14 protein-coding genes are annotated in these 15437 nt (G+C 62.5%); 9 read left to right on the top strand and 5 right to left on the bottom strand.

Annotated elements, in window-relative coordinates; genetic code table 11:
* Positions 1–948, bottom strand: coding sequence for a LysR family transcriptional regulator (locus tag N4T19_RS17730; protein WP_116926028.1), 948 nt, complete (start codon positions 946–948; stop codon positions 1–3).
* Between the two features lie 122 nt (positions 949–1070).
* On the opposite strand from N4T19_RS17730, the gene N4T19_RS17725 reads away from it, so the two are divergent.
* The 4 genes from N4T19_RS17725 to N4T19_RS17710 all read left to right on the top strand — a co-directional run bounded on the left by N4T19_RS17725 (position 1071) and on the right by N4T19_RS17710 (position 6196).
* Positions 1071–1781 (top strand): pirin family protein, encoded by a 711-nt coding sequence (locus tag N4T19_RS17725; protein WP_260718666.1) that lies wholly within the window; start codon positions 1071–1073, stop codon positions 1779–1781.
* 63 nt (positions 1782–1844) lie between these two features.
* A complete protein-coding gene (locus N4T19_RS17720; protein WP_116926026.1) occupies positions 1845–2540 on the top strand; it encodes a hydrolase in 696 nt (231 codons plus the stop codon).
* 75 nt (positions 2541–2615) lie between these two features.
* Complete coding sequence (locus N4T19_RS17715) at positions 2616–4514, top strand: amidohydrolase (RefSeq protein ID WP_260718665.1); 1899 nt, start codon at positions 2616–2618, stop codon at positions 4512–4514.
* Positions 4515–4558: 44 nt separating this feature from the next.
* Positions 4559–6196, top strand: a complete 1638-nt coding sequence (locus tag N4T19_RS17710; protein WP_260718664.1) for an MFS transporter — start codon at positions 4559–4561, stop codon at positions 6194–6196.
* A 111-nt stretch (positions 6197–6307) separates the two neighbouring features.
* On the opposite strand, the gene N4T19_RS17705 is transcribed toward N4T19_RS17710, so the two are convergent.
* Together N4T19_RS17705 and N4T19_RS17700 are read right to left on the bottom strand one after the other, a co-directional pair.
* On the bottom strand, positions 6308–7342 hold the full coding sequence (locus N4T19_RS17705; RefSeq protein WP_409935124.1) for a phosphotransferase family protein: 1035 nt from the start codon (positions 7340–7342) through the stop codon (positions 6308–6310).
* Complete coding sequence (locus tag N4T19_RS17700; RefSeq protein WP_260718663.1) at positions 7339–8571, bottom strand: acyl-CoA dehydrogenase family protein; 1233 nt, start codon at positions 8569–8571, stop codon at positions 7339–7341. Before N4T19_RS17700 ends, N4T19_RS17705 begins: the two co-directional genes overlap by 4 nt.
* 190 nt (positions 8572–8761) lie before the next feature.
* Here N4T19_RS17700 and N4T19_RS17695 point away from each other — a divergent pair, with 190 nt between their 5' ends.
* Together N4T19_RS17695 and N4T19_RS17690 are read left to right on the top strand one after the other, a co-directional pair.
* A complete protein-coding gene (locus N4T19_RS17695; protein WP_116926193.1) occupies positions 8762–9559 on the top strand; it encodes a tyrosine-protein phosphatase in 798 nt (265 codons plus the stop codon).
* Positions 9560–9604: 45 nt separating this feature from the next.
* Positions 9605–10582 (top strand): hypothetical protein, encoded by a 978-nt coding sequence (locus tag N4T19_RS17690; RefSeq protein WP_260718662.1) that lies wholly within the window; start codon positions 9605–9607, stop codon positions 10580–10582.
* 12 nt (positions 10583–10594) lie between these two features.
* Here N4T19_RS17690 and bla read toward each other — a convergent pair whose 3' ends face one another.
* Positions 10595–11503: a class A beta-lactamase gene (bla, locus tag N4T19_RS17685; RefSeq protein ID WP_260718661.1), complete on the bottom strand. Its 909-nt coding sequence runs from the start codon at positions 11501–11503 to the stop codon at positions 10595–10597.
* 125 nt (positions 11504–11628) lie between these two features.
* Complete coding sequence (locus N4T19_RS17680) at positions 11629–12276, bottom strand: PadR family transcriptional regulator (RefSeq protein ID WP_260718660.1); 648 nt, start codon at positions 12274–12276, stop codon at positions 11629–11631.
* A gap of 173 nt (positions 12277–12449) precedes the next feature.
* On the opposite strand from N4T19_RS17680, the gene N4T19_RS17675 reads away from it, so the two are divergent.
* The 3 genes from N4T19_RS17675 (at position 12450) to N4T19_RS17665 (ending at position 15320) form a co-directional block, all read left to right on the top strand.
* The gene (locus N4T19_RS17675) at positions 12450–12680 is read left to right on the top strand and encodes a ParD-like family protein (protein ID WP_116926018.1); all 231 of its coding nucleotides are present in this window, start codon (positions 12450–12452) and stop codon (positions 12678–12680) included.
* Positions 12677–13471 carry a type I methionyl aminopeptidase gene (gene map, locus N4T19_RS17670; RefSeq protein ID WP_116926017.1) on the top strand — a complete coding sequence of 265 codons (795 nt, stop codon included), beginning with the start codon at positions 12677–12679 and terminating at the stop codon, positions 13469–13471. Before N4T19_RS17675 ends, map begins: the two co-directional genes overlap by 4 nt.
* A gap of 571 nt (positions 13472–14042) precedes the next feature.
* Entirely contained in the window at positions 14043–15320 is a 1278-nt protein-coding gene (locus N4T19_RS17665) for a S1 family peptidase (protein WP_260718659.1), read from the top strand.
* The last annotated feature ends 117 nt before the right edge of the window (positions 15321–15437 follow it).

Genomic DNA, 15437 nt, shown 5'->3' with positions numbered 1-15437 from the left:
TCACACCGCCAGCGGGTTCTCGGCCAGCTGCGGCGGCAGCTCCGCCCAGGGCTCGTTCATGAACTGCTGGGCCGCATAGTCCATAAAGGCCTGCACGCGCGCCGGCCGCGTACGGCCCGGCGGGGTGACGATGTTCAGCGACAGCACATCGGCCTCCCAGCCCGGCATGGCGGTCTGCAGGCTGCCATCGCGCAGCTCCTGCCACACCAGAAATGACGGCTGCAGCGCCAGCCCCATGCCGGCCAGCAGTGCGGGCTGCAGCGCCTCGGCATTGTTGACCTGCATCTGTATCGGCATCACCTGCGTGTACTCGCCATGGCGCGCATGGCGAAAGCGCCAGCTGGTGCCATAGCGCGCCAGGCTGTACTGCAGGCCCTTGTGCTGGGCCAGATCGCGCGGGTGCACCGGGTGGCCATAGCGCTCGAAATAAGCAGGTGAGCCGACCAGCAAGATGCGCACCTTGCACAGGGTGCGCGCAATCAGGCTCGAATCGCTCAGGTTGGCAATGCGCAGCGCCAGGTCAAAGCGGTCGCGGATCAGGTCCACCTGCTCGTCAGCGAAGTGCAGGTTCAGCTCCACATCCGGGTGCATCTTCATGAACTTGGGCAGGATCGGCGACAGCCGCGCAATGCCAAAGGACATCGGCGCGGCAATGCGGATCTGGCCGCGCAGGCTGGTGGAGCGGTCGGTGATGTCGGCCTCCACCGCCTCGCCCTCCTGCAGGATGCGCGTGGCCCGCTCCAGCGCGCTGCTGCCGGCATCGGTCAGCGCCATGCGGCGTGAGGTGCGGTGGAACAGGCTGGTCTTCATGCGGCCCTCCAGCCGCGTGATGGCCTTCGATACCGTTGCCTGCGACAGCGCCAGCTCGGCAGCGGTGCGCGCGAACGATCCGGTCTCGGCGACCTTGGCAAAAATGGCCCAGGCCTCCAGGTCAGGCAGCTTGCTCATGGCTTCATCGCTTTCTCAATCACATCAAATATGGAATGAATGCTTTTCTATATTTTCTATTTTAATCATATTCAAGGCGACCTACACTTTCTTCATCGACGACAAAACACCTGGAGAAAGACATGATTGAACGACGCAGCTTTGACAGCCTGGGCGGTGCCAACCACGGTTGGCTCGATGCCAAGCACCACTTCTCTTTTGCCGACTACCGTGACGCCCAGCGCGTGAACTGGGGCGCTCTGCGGGTCTGGAACGATGACACCATCGCGCCGCAAACCGGCTTCCCACCGCACGGCCATGCCGACATGGAAATCATCACCTATGTCCGAGAAGGTGCGATCACCCATGAAGACAGCCTGGGCAACCGAGGCCGCACCGAAGCCGGTGATGTGCAGGTGATGAGCGCCGGCAGCGGCGTGCGCCACTCGGAATACAACCTCGAGTCCACGACGACCCGCATCTTCCAGATCTGGATCCTGCCCGACCGCCAAGGCGACAAGCCCAGCTGGGGCGCCAAGCCCTTCCCCAAGGACGACCGCAGCGGCAAGTTCGTGACCTTGGCCAGCGGCATGGACGGTGATGGCGACGCGCTGCCCATCCGTGCCAATGCCCGGGTGCTGGGTGCCACGATCAAGGCCGGTGAAAGCCTGGACTACGGTTTTGACCATGCCGACCGCTATGGCTACCTCGTCCTTGCCAAGGGCAGTGCCTCGGTCAATGGTGTGGCGCTGTCCAGCCGCGATGGTGCTGCCATCCATGGCGAGACCACGATCCGCATCACCGCCACGGAAGACACCGAAATCGTGCTGGTGGATGCACCGGCCCTGAACTGAGCACCTGTAGATCCTTTGTAGACAGCTTCCTTCCCGTTTTTTAACCTTTCAAGAGCACGCACCATGACCAACAAATCTTTCCTCGAAGTCCTGACCCCCGCCAACAGCCAGATGATCTTCATCGACCAGCAGCCCCAGATGGCCTTTGGCGTGCAGTCCATCGACCGCCAGACGCTGAAGAACAACGTGGTGGGCCTGGCCAAGGCGGCCCAGGTGTTTGGCGTGCCGACGACGATCACGACGGTCGAGACCCACAGCTTCTCGGGCCACACCTACCCAGAGCTGCTGAACGTATTCCCCAGCAACCCCATCCTGGAGCGCACGTCGATGAACTCCTGGGACGACCAGAATGTGCGTGATGCGCTGGCCGCCAACGTTGCCAAGGGCCACAAGAAGATCATCGTCTCGGGCCTGTGGACCGAGGTCTGCAACACCACCTTTGCCCTCAGCGCCATGCATGACGCCGGCTACGAGATCTACATGGTGGCTGATGCCTCGGGCGGCACCTCGCTCGAAGCGCACAACCAGGCGATGCAGCGCATGGTGCAGGCTGGTGTGGTGCCCGTCACCTGGCAGCAGGTGCTGCTGGAATGGCAACGTGACTGGGCCAAGCGCGAGACCTATGACGCGGTGATGGACATCGTGCGCGAACACTCCGGTGCCTATGGCATGGGCGTGGACTATGCGTACACGATGGTGCACAAATCCCCAGAGCGTGCGCAGCACGGCAACACCATCGGCCCCAAGCCCGCTGTTTAATTGCCTTGTTTGTGGTGGGGTAGCCCCCCCACCCCCGCTGGCCTCCCCGCACCACCCACCCCGCACGCCACTGCCATGACCACCTCCAGCCCCGACACCATTTTTCACAACGGCCGCTTTACCACCTTGAACAAGGCCCAGCCCACGGCCAGCGCTGTGGCCATCCGCGATGGCAAGTTTGTCGCGGTGGGCAGTGATGCCGAGGTGCTGGCGCTGGCTGCCAGCGGCACCCGCAAGATCGACCTGCAAGGCCGCAGCGCGCTGCCCGGCCTGTTCGACAACCACACCCATGTGATTCGCGGCGGTCTGAACTTCAACATGGAGCTGCGCTGGGATGGGGTGCGGTCGCTCGCCGATGCGCTGGAGATGCTGCGCCAGCAGGTGGCGATCACGCCGGCGCCGCAATGGGTGCGCGTGGTGGGCGGCTTTAGCGAGCACCAGTTTGTCGAAAAGCGCCTGCCGACCCTGGCCGAGGTCAATGCGATTGCGCCGGACACGCCCGTGTTCCTGCTGCATATGTATGACCGCGCCTTGCTCAACGCTGCTGCGCTGCGCGCTGTGGGCTACCACCGCGACACGCCCCAGCCACCGGGCGGCGAGATTGTGCGCGACAGCCAGGGCAACCCGCAGGGCCTGCTGCTGGCCAAGCCCAATGCCACCATCCTCTATTCCACCCTGGCCAAGGGCCCCAAGCTGCCCTTCGAGTACCAGGTCAACTCCACGCGCCACTTCATGCGCGAGCTCAACCGCCTGGGCGTGACCGGTGTCATCGACGCCGGTGGTGGATCGCAGAACTACCCCGATGACTACCAGGTCATCGAAGAACTGAACCAGCAAGGCCAGATCACCGTGCGCCTGGCCTACAACCTGTTCACGCAAAAGCCCAAGGAAGAGAAGGACGACTTTCTGCAGTGGACGCAGTCGGTCAAGTACAAGCAGGGCAACGACTACTTCCGCCACAACGGCGCGGGCGAAATGCTGGTGTACTCGGCCGCTGACTTTGAAGACTTTCGCCAGCCCCGCCCCGACATGCCGCCGCAGATGGAGACCGAGCTGGAAGATGTGGTGCGCGTGCTGGTCCAGAACCAATGGCCCTGGCGCCTGCATGCCACCTATGACGAGACCATCAGCCGCGCGCTCGATGTGTTCGAAAAGGTGCACCAGGAAACACCCATCGACGGCCTGAACTGGTTCTTTGACCACGCCGAAACCATCTCCGACCGCTCGATCGACCGCATCGCTGCGCTGGGCGGCGGCATTGCCGTGCAGCACCGCATGGCCTACCAGGGCGAGTACTTTGCCGAGCGCTATGGCCACAAGGCGATGGAAGCCACGCCGCCGGTCAAGAAAATCCTGGAAAAAGGCGTCAAGGTCTCTGCGGGCACCGATGCCACCCGCGTGGCCTCGTACAACCCATGGGTGTCGCTGTCCTGGATGGTGACCGGCAAGACCGTCGGCGGCATGCAGATGTACCCCGAGCGCAACCTGCTGGACCGCGAAACCGCCCTGCGCATGTGGACCGAGAACGTGGCCTGGTTCTCCAACGAGGAAGGTGCGCGTGGCCGCATCCAGGTGGGCCAGTTTGCCGACCTGATCGTGCCGAGCAAGGACTATTTCCAGGTACCCGAGGATGAGATCTCCTTCCTCACCTCCGACCTGACCGTCGTAGGTGGCCGGGTGGTGTATGGCGCAGGCAGCTTTGCGCGCCATGACGACAACCCCCTGCCCCCTGCGATGCCCGACTGGTCGCCCGTGCGCCGCTTTGGTGGCTATGGCGCCTGGGGCGAGCCCGAAGGCGCTGGCAAAAACTCGCTGAACCCCGCGCGCTACCGCAGCCTGGCTGCTGGCTGCGGCTGCGGCAGCCAATGCGGCATGCACGGTCACCAGCATGCCAATGCCTGGGCGTCCCAAGTACCGGCCTCCGACATGCAAGGCTTCTTTGGTGCACTGGGCTGCTCCTGCTGGATGTCCTGAGCGAGCCTGCCCCCTTTTCAAATTCTGCTGATCCGAGACCTGCCATGAACCACCCCCATCCCGACCATCCCCCGGCGCCGCCCGCGGCCCCGGCCGCCGGCGGCAGCTTTGCCCCCTTGCAGCAAAAACTGTTTGCCGTGCTGTGGATCGCCACCGTCGTCGGCAACACCGGCAGCTTTGTGCGCGATGTGGCCAGCGCCTGGCTGATGACCGACCTCTCGCCCTCGCCCACCGCAGTCGCCCTGGTGCAGGCGGCAGCCTCGGCCCCGGCCTTTTTGCTGGCGATACCGGCGGGCGTGCTGTCCGACATCCTGGACCGCCGCAAGTTTCTGATCGCCATCCAGGTGCTGCTCGCCTGCGTCAGCATTACCTTGATGACCCTGTCGGCGATGGGCATGCAGACGGTGGGCTCGCTCGTGGCACTGACCTTTCTGGGTGGCATTGGCGCCGCACTGATGGGCCCGACCTGGCAGGCCATAGTGCCCGAGCTGGTCGCCAAGCGGGATCTCAAGTCGGCCGTCGCGCTCAACTCGCTGGGCATCAATATTGCCCGCGCCATTGGCCCGGCTTTGGGTGGTGTGGTGCTGGCGGGCCTGGGTGCCTCGGTCACCTATGGGGTGGATGTGATCAGCTACGCCTTTGTGATTGCTGCGCTGTTGTGGTGGCCGCGCCCCAAGGCCGAGCAGGACGACCTGAGCGAGCGCTTTGCCGGCGCCTTCCGTGCCGGCCTGCGCTATGCCCGCTCCAGCCGCGAGCTGCATGTGGTGCTGCTGCGTGCCTTCCTGTTCTTTGCACTGGCCAGCTCGGTCTGGGCGCTGCTGCCCCTGGTGGCCCGCCAGCTGCTGGGCGGTGGGGCAGGCTTTTACGGTGTGCTGCTGGGCGCCGTTGGTGTCGGCGCCATTGGCGGTGCCTTCCTGCTGCCCAAGCTGCGTGCCCGCCTGTCTTCCGATGGCCTGCTGCTGATGTCGGCCCTGGTGTCGGCTGCCGTGATGGCCTTCCTGGCGATGTCGCCGCCCCAATGGGCTGCCGTGCTAGCACTGCTGCTGCTGGGCCAGTCCTGGATCACCGCGCTCACCACGCTCAACGGTGTCGCCCAGGCCATCTTGCCCAACTGGGTGCGGGGCCGTGCGCTGGCCGTCTACCTCACCGTGTTCAACGGCGCGATGACCTTCGGCAGCCTGAGCTGGGGCTTTACCGCCAAGGCGCTGGGTGTACCCAGCACCTTGCTGGTGGGCGCTGCCGGCCTGGTCGTGATGGGCCTGATCGCCCACCGCATCAAGCTGCCCGAAGGCGAGGCCGACCTGGTCCCATCCAACCACTGGCCCGAGCCACTGACCGCCCACGCCGTCGACAAGGACCGGGGCCCGGTGATGATCCAGATCCGCTACCACGTGGCCAAGGACAACCATGCGCCCTTCCTCAAGGCCCTCGCCCGCCTGTCTGCCGCCCGCCGCCGCGATGGCGCCTATGCCTGGGGCATCGTGCAGGACACCGCCTCCGAGGACCACTTCATAGAGTGGTTCCAGGTGGAATCCTGGGCCGAGCACCTGCGCCAGCACAAGCGGGTCACCCATAGCGATGCCGATGTGCAAAGCGAAGTGGCGCAGTACCACCAAGGCAGCGAGCCCCCGGTGGTCCAGCATTTCCTGTCGGTGAACCACCCCGCCCAGGGCCATGCCTGATCGTTGAATCCCAGCACCCAGTCTGCCCAGCGGCAGCCTGGGTTTTTTGCGACTTTTTGGGACTGCTCCAGCCCCGCTGCCGCAGCGGGTGGCGGTTTTTCTGCGTGCTGATCAACCGCGCTCAAAAGCCTGCGCGCATTGCCAGCCCAGCGCTGCCAGCGGGCCGGCCTTGGCGCCTGTGGCCACTGCATCGGCAGCAGCGGCGGTGCCATCAGCAGCGCGCTGCGCAATACCGTAGAGGATGGCGGCCATGCGAAACAGGTTGAAGGCGAGGTAGTACTCCCACAACGGGCCCGGGTCGCGGCCCGCGCGCTCGGCATACATTGCCAGGTAGGCGCGCTCGTCGGGGATGCCCAAGGCCGCCAGATCACAACCACCCATGCCGCGCCACAGCGCAGGCGGCACACGCCAGGCCATGCCGTGGTAGGCCAGGTCGGCGAGCGGATCGCCCAAGGTGGACAGCTCCCAGTCCAGCACGCCAATGATCTGCGGCTCGCTGCGGTGCCAAACGAGGTTGTCCAGCCGGTAGTCGCCATGCACCAGGGTGGTCTCTTCGGCCTGGGGCAGATGCTGGGGCAGCCAGTCCATCAGCTGATGCATCGCAGGGTCTACGGGCACCCGCAACTGCTGGGTCTGCTGGCTCCAGCGCTTGGTTTGCCGCGCCACATAGCCGCCGGCGCGGCCATAGCTGCCCAGGCCCAGCGCGGCCGGGTCCAACTGGTGCAGCGCGGCGATCACGCGGTTCATCTCGGCATACAGCGCGCCGCGCTCGGCCGGCTGCATGCCGGGCAAGGCCGGGTCCACCAGCACCCGGCCGTCCAAAAAATCCATCAGGTAAAACGGCGTGCCCAAGAGTTCGGCATTGTCGCAATAGGCCAGCATGCGCGGCACGGGCACCGCCGTGCCGGCCAGGGACTGCATCACCTGGTGCTCACGGTCAATCGCATGCGCTCCCGCCACCAGGCTGCCAGCGGGCTGCTTGCGCAGCACCATTTGCCGGCCGCCTACCTGCAGCTTGTAGGTGGGGTTGGACTGGCCGCCCGCCAGCACGCTGACGGTGACCGGCTCGCCACCCGACAGGCCCAGGCCGTGCAAATAAGGCTGCAGCCGCTGCGCCAGCGCCTGCGGGCTGGAGGCGGCGTTCACAGCGGGCGCGGCGCTGCGGGCACCGCCTGGATGATCGCTGGCACACCGCGCTCGGCCTGCGCATCCTTCTCGGCCGCCTGCACCAGCTTGCGCGCCATGCTGAAGCGGTGCACCTCGCTGGGGCCGTCGTAGATGCGAAAGGCGCGCATGTCCATGAAGATGCGCATCACCGGGGTTTCCATGGTCACGCCCTGCCCGCCCAAAATCTGTACGCAGCGGTCCACCACGCGCCATTCGGCCTCGGAGCAGACGACCTTGGCCCGGCTCGACTCGTAGCTGCCCTGCTCGCCCTGGTCCAGCAGCCAGGCCGTGTGCCAGATGTGCAGGCGCGCGGTGTGCAGGTCCATGTCGTTGTCGGCCAGCATAAAGCCCACGCCCTCGTGCGAGGACAGCGGCTTGCCAAAGGCGGTGCGGCGGCGGGCATAGGCCAGCGCCACATCCTGCGCGCGCCGGGCCTGGCCCAGCCAACGCATGCAGTGCGTCAGCCGCGCGGGCGCCAGGCGCACCTGGGCATAGCGAAAGCCCTTGCCAACCTCGCCCAGGATGGCGCTGGCCGGCACGCGCAGCTGGTCAAAGCGCAGCACGCCGTGGCCGCCGGTAAAGCAGGCATCCATCGCATCCATGGATCGCTCCAGCGTGATTCCGGGCTGGTCCATATCGCTCAGGAACATCGTGGCGCCGCCGTCTTCGGTGCGGGCCATGATGATGGCGTAGTCCGCCCCTTCGGCGCCGGTGATGAACCATTTTTGCCCGCTGATCAGGTAGTCATCGCCATCGCGCACCGCCACGGTGGCGAGCGCGGCCGGGTCGGATCCGGCACCGGGCGCCGGCTCGGTCATCGCAAAGCAGGAGCGCAGCTGGCCCGCTACCTGCGGGCGCAGCCAGCGCGCCTGCTGGGCCGGGGTGGCCACCGCCTCCATCAGGTGGATATTGCCTTCATCGGGCGCATGGATGTTGAGTGCCGTCGGGCCCAGCCAGGAGTAGCCGGCCTCCTCAAACACCACCGCCTTTTCGACATGCGTGAGCCCCAACCCACCCAACTCGCGCGAGGCATGGGGCGTAAGCAGGCCGGCCGCGCGGGCGCGCTCGACCAGCTCGCGGCGCAGCGCCTCATCGGGGCCATGGCGGCTTTGCCGGACATCGTTTTCCAGCGGAATCACCTGCTCGGCAATAAACGCGCGGGTCTTGTCGCGCAGCGCCAGCAGTTCGGGGGACAGGGAAAAATCCATGGTGCGGTCTTCGGTAGCGGTGGCAGGCCCCCAGGCGAGGACCCATGGGCAAATGGTGCCATGCCCGGCGTGCCAGGCCGTCACGGTTGAGACAGAGTCGCCCGCCCGGCGCTGCGGCGCTCAAAAGCGCTGCAAAGGGATGACACCCTGGTGTCGTACCCCGGACTTGCAGATGGGCTATAAACAAAGCATGCCCATCCAAGCCGAATCTGCACCCATCACCTCCGAGGCCACCCCCCAGGCCCATAGCCGCCACCTGCCACTGGCGGGCACCACCAATTTCCGCGATCTGGGCGGCTACCAGGGCCTGGACGGCCGCACGGTGCGCTGGCGCAAGCTGTTCCGCTCTGACCACCTGGCCTTGCTCAGCCCCGAGTCCCAGCTGCAGCTGCTGCGCGAGCTGGGCGTGGCCCGCTCGGCCGATTTTCGCGGCCAGCGCGAGCAAACCGTGGACCACTATGCGATCGATGGCCTGCAGCACCATTCGCTGGCCATTGAGCCAACGCTTGTGCAGCGCGCCTTCAGCCTGATGCAGCAAGGCCAGCGCCTGACGCCCGACCACACCGTCGTGCTGATGCAGGACACCTACCGCAGCTTTATCCACGACAATGCCGCGCCGTTTGCACAGTTCTTCGAGATGCTGCTCGACAGTGATGCGCCCATCGTCTTCCACTGCACCGCCGGCAAGGACCGCACCGGCTGGGCCGCCACCTTGCTGCTGACCACCCTGGGCGTGCCTCAGGATGTCGTGCTGCAGGACTACCTGCTGACCAACGACTACTACCACCGCCCGGCCGAAGCCGTGGCCGCTGCCGCCCACATCCCCGAGGAAGTGCTGCAGGTGCTGTGGCGGGTGCAGGAGCCCTTCCTGACCGCCGCCATCGAGCCGGTGCTGCAGGACTATGGCAGCATCCCCAACTATGTGGAAAAGGTGCTGGGCGTGGATGCAAAGGCGCAGCAAAAGCTCGCGCAGATGTATCTGGAATAATCGGTTGTTCCTTCGACCCACGGCCACCCCGCTGGCCGCCCGCCGATGAACCAACCGCTCCCCTCTCCGCGCCCCCTGGTCGCATCCCGTTGGACACCCCGCCAGATCGCACTGGCCAGCCTGCTGGTGCTGGCCGTTGTGCTGTGCTGGCTGCCAGCTTTCCAGGCCATGGCCGACCGCTATGTGGATGACGGCCTGCAACGCTCCCTGCTCAGCTTTGCCACCGCCCGTGCGCTGCACAGCGTCGTCTCGGTGCTGCAGGGCACCGAGCTGGCCGTGCAGCCGATGGGCGTGGGCCTGACCTTGACGCTGGGTCAGGTGCTGGCCCCCATCAGCGACCTGGTGGCGCAGTTTGCCGACTGGATGCTCTGGGCCAGCATTGCCTTTGGCCTGCAAAAGCTGCTGCTATCGATGGGTGGCAGCTATGGCGTGACCGGCGTGCTTACCGCCATCGCGCTGGCCTGGCTGCTGCTGCGCTGGCGCCAGCAGGCGGTGCCCACCTGGCTCAGCCGCTTGCTGGTGGTGCTGCTGTTCACCCGGCTGGTAATGCCGGTCACCATCATCGGCAGCGAGGCGCTGTTCCAGCACTTTATGGCTGGCACCTACCAGGAAAACCAAATCGCCACCGAAGGCGCCGTCGGCCAGCTGCAGCAGTTTGATGTGCGCGCCCCGGCCAAGGCGCCAAGTGCGGACGCAGCAACGCCGACCCCGCCGGCCAGCCCCGCCGTGACGGCGTCATCCGGCCTCTGGGAACGCTTCAAGCAATGGGGGCAGCAGGCCCAGCAATCGGCCAGCCAGGCGGCATCGGGGGTGCAGGATCTCGTACGCAACCCGGGCGATGCGCTGCGCGACAAGCTCAGCGAACTGCAGCAGCAGCTCGACCAGCAGGTCGAGCGGCTGGTGACCTTGATGGTGGTGTTTGCGCTGCAGACGCTGGTGATACCGCTGGTACTGGTCTGGGCGCTGCTGCAGCTGTGCAAGGGCTTGCTGGCGGGGCCGCGCCAGCAAGCTGCCAAATCGTAGGAGTAGCGTCGCTTACAGCGCAGCGTGCCATTGCGCAATCGCTGCGCCCACCTTGGCCATCACCGCGTCGCTTTGCGCCGTTGTGCGCTCGCCGCCGGTCAGGAAGGCTGTGATGATCAGGCCTTCCGAGGCGGCATTGGGCCAGGCGATCAGACAGTCATTGGCGGTGCTGTGGGCACCGGCACCAGTCTTGCCGCCCACGCGCCACTCGGACGGCAGGCCCGCGCGCACGCGCTGGTCGCCGGTGCGGCTGTCGCTCAGCCACTGCTGCAGCATCGCGCGGCCATAGCCCTTGAGCACATCTCCCAGCAGCAGCGCCTGCAAGGTCGCCTGCATCGCACGCGGCGTGGTGGTGTCGCGCGGGTCGCCGGGCGCTGCCGTGTTGAGCAGCGGCTCGATGCGGTCCAGGCGCGTGGCCTTGTCGCCCAGGGTGCGCAGCCAGGCCGTCAAGGCTTCCGGCCCGCCGCTGGCGCGCAGCAGCAGGTTGGCCGCGACGTTGTCGCTGACCACCACGATCGCTTCGCAGAGCTCCAGCAGGCTGATGCCGCCGGGCTGGTCCTGGTACTTTTCCGTCACCGGCGCATAGGGCACCATGTCGGCCGAGGTCACCCGCACCTGCTGGCCCAGGTCCAGCGCACCCGTCTGCCCCAGGTACAGCACATGGGCGGCCAGCAAGGTCTTGAAGGTGCTGCACATCGCAAAGCGCTCATCGCTGCGGTAGCCGGCCTCGCCGCCGGTCTCGGCATCCAACGCATAAACGCCCAGGCGGCCACCGCTCTGGGCTTCAATCAGGGTCAGCGCCTTGTGCAGCGCACGGTCGGCACGGGGGTGGGCAGACTGGCGGGATGCGCATCCGGCCAGGCCAAAAACAGAGCCGCTGCCCATGACCAGGGTGGCGGCTACAAAGTGGCATCGTTGCATGGTCTTGCTCGGTAGAGGTTGTCATCCCGGAGGATGGATAGCTACCGAGCATACCCCGGCCCAGGGCCTGGCGACACGATATGGCGCAAGCTTTGCGGCGGCCGGGCAACAGGCCCGGAACGCGCTCAGGCCTTTTCGATCTTCAACGCGGCCTCGTCCAGCAGCGCAGCCATCTTGTCGATCTGCTCGGCCGACAGTGCGGTCTCGCCGTCGCCGGCCATCTTCAGGCGCAGGGCCATCTTGAAGTTCTCGATCGCGCGCACCAGCTGCGGCGGGCGCTGGCGGGCATCGCGGTCCTTGCCACGGGCCAGGCGCGTCAGCAGCAGCTGCAGCGCATCGGCTTGCTCGGCCAGGGCCTGCTCGCCTTCGGCAGTGATGGTGTAGCGCTTGCGCCCGCCTTCGGATTCGCTGGCGGTTGCATGGCCCATGTCCACCAGGTAGCTCAAGGTCGGGTAGATCGTGCCGGGGCTGGGCTGGTAGTCGCCGCCCACCAGCTCGCCCACGGCGCGGATCACGTCGTAGCCATGGCTGGGTTGCTGGCCAATCAAATGCAGCGCCAGCAGCTTGAGGCCGCCAGCCTCGAACATGCGCTCACGCTTGTGCGCCAGGTGGCGTGCAGCGTCCGGCCCGTGGCCATGGCCATGCGGGCCGTGGCCCGGGCCATCGCCATGGTGGCGTGGGCCCCGGCCAGGGCCGCCCTCTTCGCCCATATGGCGGCCACGGGGGCTGCAGAGGTGGGGGTGGTGCTGAAAGTGGTGATGGGGATGTGGCATCTGTGTTCCTTTACTAAGATGCATCTAAGATATATCTTTCAATGGAAGATTTCAAGCCGGTTTTTTGTAAAGATATATCTTTATTGCCGATACCGACATCGCCACACACACCGCGCATAAACGAATAATATATAAAACATATACAATCTGCGTATGTTTTATAGAGGATAGTCATGGGCATCGTCAAAATTTCCGACCCTATGCATGAGAATCTGCGGGTCGCGGGCGCGGCGCTCTCCCGTTCCATCAATGCGCAGGCCGAGCACTGGATGCGGGTGGGCATGCTTGCCGAGATGTACCCTGATCTGGACCACCGCGCGATCTGCCAGGTGCTGGTGCAGGCGGAGCTGGACGGCGGCCTAGATATCCATGCGCTGGTTGCCAAGGCAAGGATGGCGGCATGACGCAAAGCATCACGCCGGTGCATACGGCGAGCGAGCTGGCCCGTGCGCGTCAGGCGGCGCAGCTGGCGGCCGAGGTGCTGGAGATGATTGCGCCCCATGTGGTGCCGGGGGTCAGCACCGCGGCGCTGGATGCCATTTGCCACGACTACATCGTGAACGTGCAAAAGGCGGTGCCGGCCAATCTGGGCTACCAGGGCTATCCCAAGACCATCCTCACCTCGGTGAACCATGTCGTCTGCCACGGCATTCCGTCCGAGGACCGGATTCTGAAAAAGGGCGACATCGTCAATATCGATGTGGCCGTCATCCAGGATGGCTGGTTTGGCGACACCAGCCGCATGTATTTTGTCGGCACGCCCAGCATTCTGGCCAAACGACTGGTCGAGACCACTTACGAGGCATTACGCGCGGGCATTGCCCAGGTGCGGCCGGGCGCCACCTTGGGCGATATCGGCCATGCGATCGAGACGGTGGCCAAAGGGGCAGGCTTTGGCGTGGTGCGCGAGTTCTGCGGCCATGGCATAGGCCAAACCTACCACGATGCCCCCAATGTGCTGCACTACGGCAACCCGGGCGAGGGGCTGGTGCTCGAGGCCGGCATGCTGTTCACGATCGAGCCCATGCTCAATGCCGGCAAGCGCCAGGTCAAGACCTTGGCCGATGGCTGGACCGTCGTGACCCAGGACCATTCGCTGTCGGCGCAGTGGGAGCACATGGTGGCGGTGACGCCCGATGGCCATGAGGTGCTGACGACCTGGCCCCATGGCACCGGCAGCTACACGCCGGCCTAAGCCTTAGTCGCCCTGCCCAGCCCCTCCGGCTCGACCAGCGCATCCAGGTGCTTGCAGGCTCATTTGCTATGGCCATCGGCGATGACTTCGCCGTGCTCGACCTGGTAGACGCTGGTATTGAACACAAAGCGCGAGACTTCGGTGGGGTCCTCCTAAGTTGCTAAAGCGTAGGAACCAAGTTCTCAGACAGGCCCATTTGAAAAACATACTGAAACACCGCACCGAAGCTTGTCTCCTTTCGTTAGCTGCGCTTTCGGCTCAGGTGATCTCTCTACTCACTCTTTATTCTTTGCACACTCCGTATACTTTTCATCTGAATATGCCTTGGTGATCGGCTTTTTTGGCATAAATATGACGAAATAAACGAGAAACTATAGAAATATTGTTTTTCTGAATATTAACAAATAAAAGAACATGTACCCTGAGGAACCATTTTTTGAAGTGTGTTAAAAATGCTTGACGCTAGCAACTTCACCAACATATGATCAAAACTCCAAAGAAACACAAATTTTTTGGGTACTCCCACAAATCCCAACTAGGCTGACATTCATCATTTTCAAGGAGTTTGCTTGTGAAAAGAATTTTATTTTCAAATGCTTTTGCGATAGCCCTCTTGAATACACTTATATCTTTCAATGCATCCGCTCAAAACACAGAGCCATTTATTTCAAAATCTCAAGCTTTGAAAAATGCAGGCCTTTCCGAAGACGCAGTGAATGAAAATCAAAAAATCGTGTTAGCTGCCAATGCGAATGAGGAAAAATTCAAATCCGAGATAAGTGATCTTTATGCAGGGACTTGGATTGAGCATGATTCAGAAGGAAAAGCATATCAAGTTCTTGCAGTCACCGATGAAATCATAGTTCATAAAAGATACAAAGAAGAAACCAACTTGAAAATTGTCTCGGCTAAATATACTTTAAAACAGCTCAACGAATTAAAAGAAAAAATCATCGATAAATTTTTTACCCTAAAGGATGCAGATGGGGACGTCCTAATATTCTCCCTAGATGTCGACCCAAGACGAAATAAAATTGTACTTAGCACAAAATCACTCAATATCAAAAATATTCAATTATTATTTAGTGTAGAAAAATATAATTTTGATATGATCGTCTTTGAAAATCAAGATGCACCTGAAAGGCCAAGTGCAAAGCCTTCACTACCTAGTGGATCCCCTATCGTAATCGCAAATCGAGGAACGCCACCTAGCTCTAATTTATTTAAAGGTGGCTGCACTTCGGGATTCAATGCCAAATTAAAAGGCACATCTATTGGGGTAGTGGTAACTGCAGGGCATTGCGAAATAGTGGATGACACAGAAGCAGTATATATAGACTCTGGAGGTTTTCGAAATCCACGCATGGGAGCATATATAGGCGATTTTTTGGCCAATACATATTATAGAAATAACATTGATGGCGTTCTGTTTGGCAATGTGAATGAGGCTTTCAACCTAATCCCAGGGCATGCAGTGGGGCGAACCGTGAAGCCTGTCATACCAATAACTAATGCAATGCGCGGATCTTCGTTATGTGCAGATGGCAAGATTTCCGGAAGACGCTGCGGATTGGTAGAATCGGTTAATACTGCTGTCAACCGAAATGGTCGGGCTTTGAGACTTACTATTGCTTCATTTTGCAGTGAGCCTGGGGACTCTGGTGGCCCAGTTGTTTACCCTACTGATCGAACTGCATCCAATGGAAATGCTGTGGGTGTGGTTTCCGGCTATATTGATAATAATAATTATGGATGCTATCACAACAACTCAAATAGAGTAAAAACTACGATTCAGACGTTAACACCATATTTGGCAATTCATCCCAATGTTGAAATCTTAACTAATTAGCATTGAATTATCATTAGCATCCTTTTAAAACCTAAGTTCTCATTAGTTCACTGTACATTTGTACCTTGCCGGAATACAAACCTTCAGAGGAAGTAGACCGGCAGGGCTACAAAAAAA

This window comes from Comamonas squillarum (genome assembly GCF_025309455.1).
GTDB lineage: Bacteria > Pseudomonadota > Gammaproteobacteria > Burkholderiales > Burkholderiaceae_C > Comamonas > Comamonas squillarum.
This window is presented reverse-complemented; position numbering and strand designations above follow the sequence as displayed.

Excerpts from the sequence above, each read along its gene's own strand:
- N4T19_RS17730 (WP_116926028.1), bottom strand. The coding sequence starts at position 948 with ATGAGCAAGCTGCCTGACCTGGAGGCCTGGGCCATTTTTGCCAAGGTC.
- N4T19_RS17725 (WP_260718666.1), top strand. The coding sequence starts at position 1,071 with ATGATTGAACGACGCAGCTTTGACAGCCTGGGCGGTGCCAACCACGGT.
- N4T19_RS17720 (WP_116926026.1), top strand. The coding sequence starts at position 1,845 with ATGACCAACAAATCTTTCCTCGAAGTCCTGACCCCCGCCAACAGCCAG.
- N4T19_RS17715 (WP_260718665.1), top strand. The coding sequence starts at position 2,616 with ATGACCACCTCCAGCCCCGACACCATTTTTCACAACGGCCGCTTTACC.
- N4T19_RS17710 (WP_260718664.1), top strand. The coding sequence starts at position 4,559 with ATGAACCACCCCCATCCCGACCATCCCCCGGCGCCGCCCGCGGCCCCG.
- N4T19_RS17700 (WP_260718663.1), bottom strand. The coding sequence starts at position 8,571 with ATGGATTTTTCCCTGTCCCCCGAACTGCTGGCGCTGCGCGACAAGACC.
- N4T19_RS17695 (WP_116926193.1), top strand. The coding sequence starts at position 8,762 with ATGCCCATCCAAGCCGAATCTGCACCCATCACCTCCGAGGCCACCCCC.
- N4T19_RS17690 (WP_260718662.1), top strand. The coding sequence starts at position 9,605 with ATGAACCAACCGCTCCCCTCTCCGCGCCCCCTGGTCGCATCCCGTTGG.
- bla (WP_260718661.1), bottom strand. The coding sequence starts at position 11,503 with ATGCAACGATGCCACTTTGTAGCCGCCACCCTGGTCATGGGCAGCGGC.
- N4T19_RS17680 (WP_260718660.1), bottom strand. The coding sequence starts at position 12,276 with ATGCCACATCCCCATCACCACTTTCAGCACCACCCCCACCTCTGCAGC.
- N4T19_RS17675 (WP_116926018.1), top strand. The coding sequence starts at position 12,450 with ATGGGCATCGTCAAAATTTCCGACCCTATGCATGAGAATCTGCGGGTC.
- map (WP_116926017.1), top strand. The coding sequence starts at position 12,677 with ATGACGCAAAGCATCACGCCGGTGCATACGGCGAGCGAGCTGGCCCGT.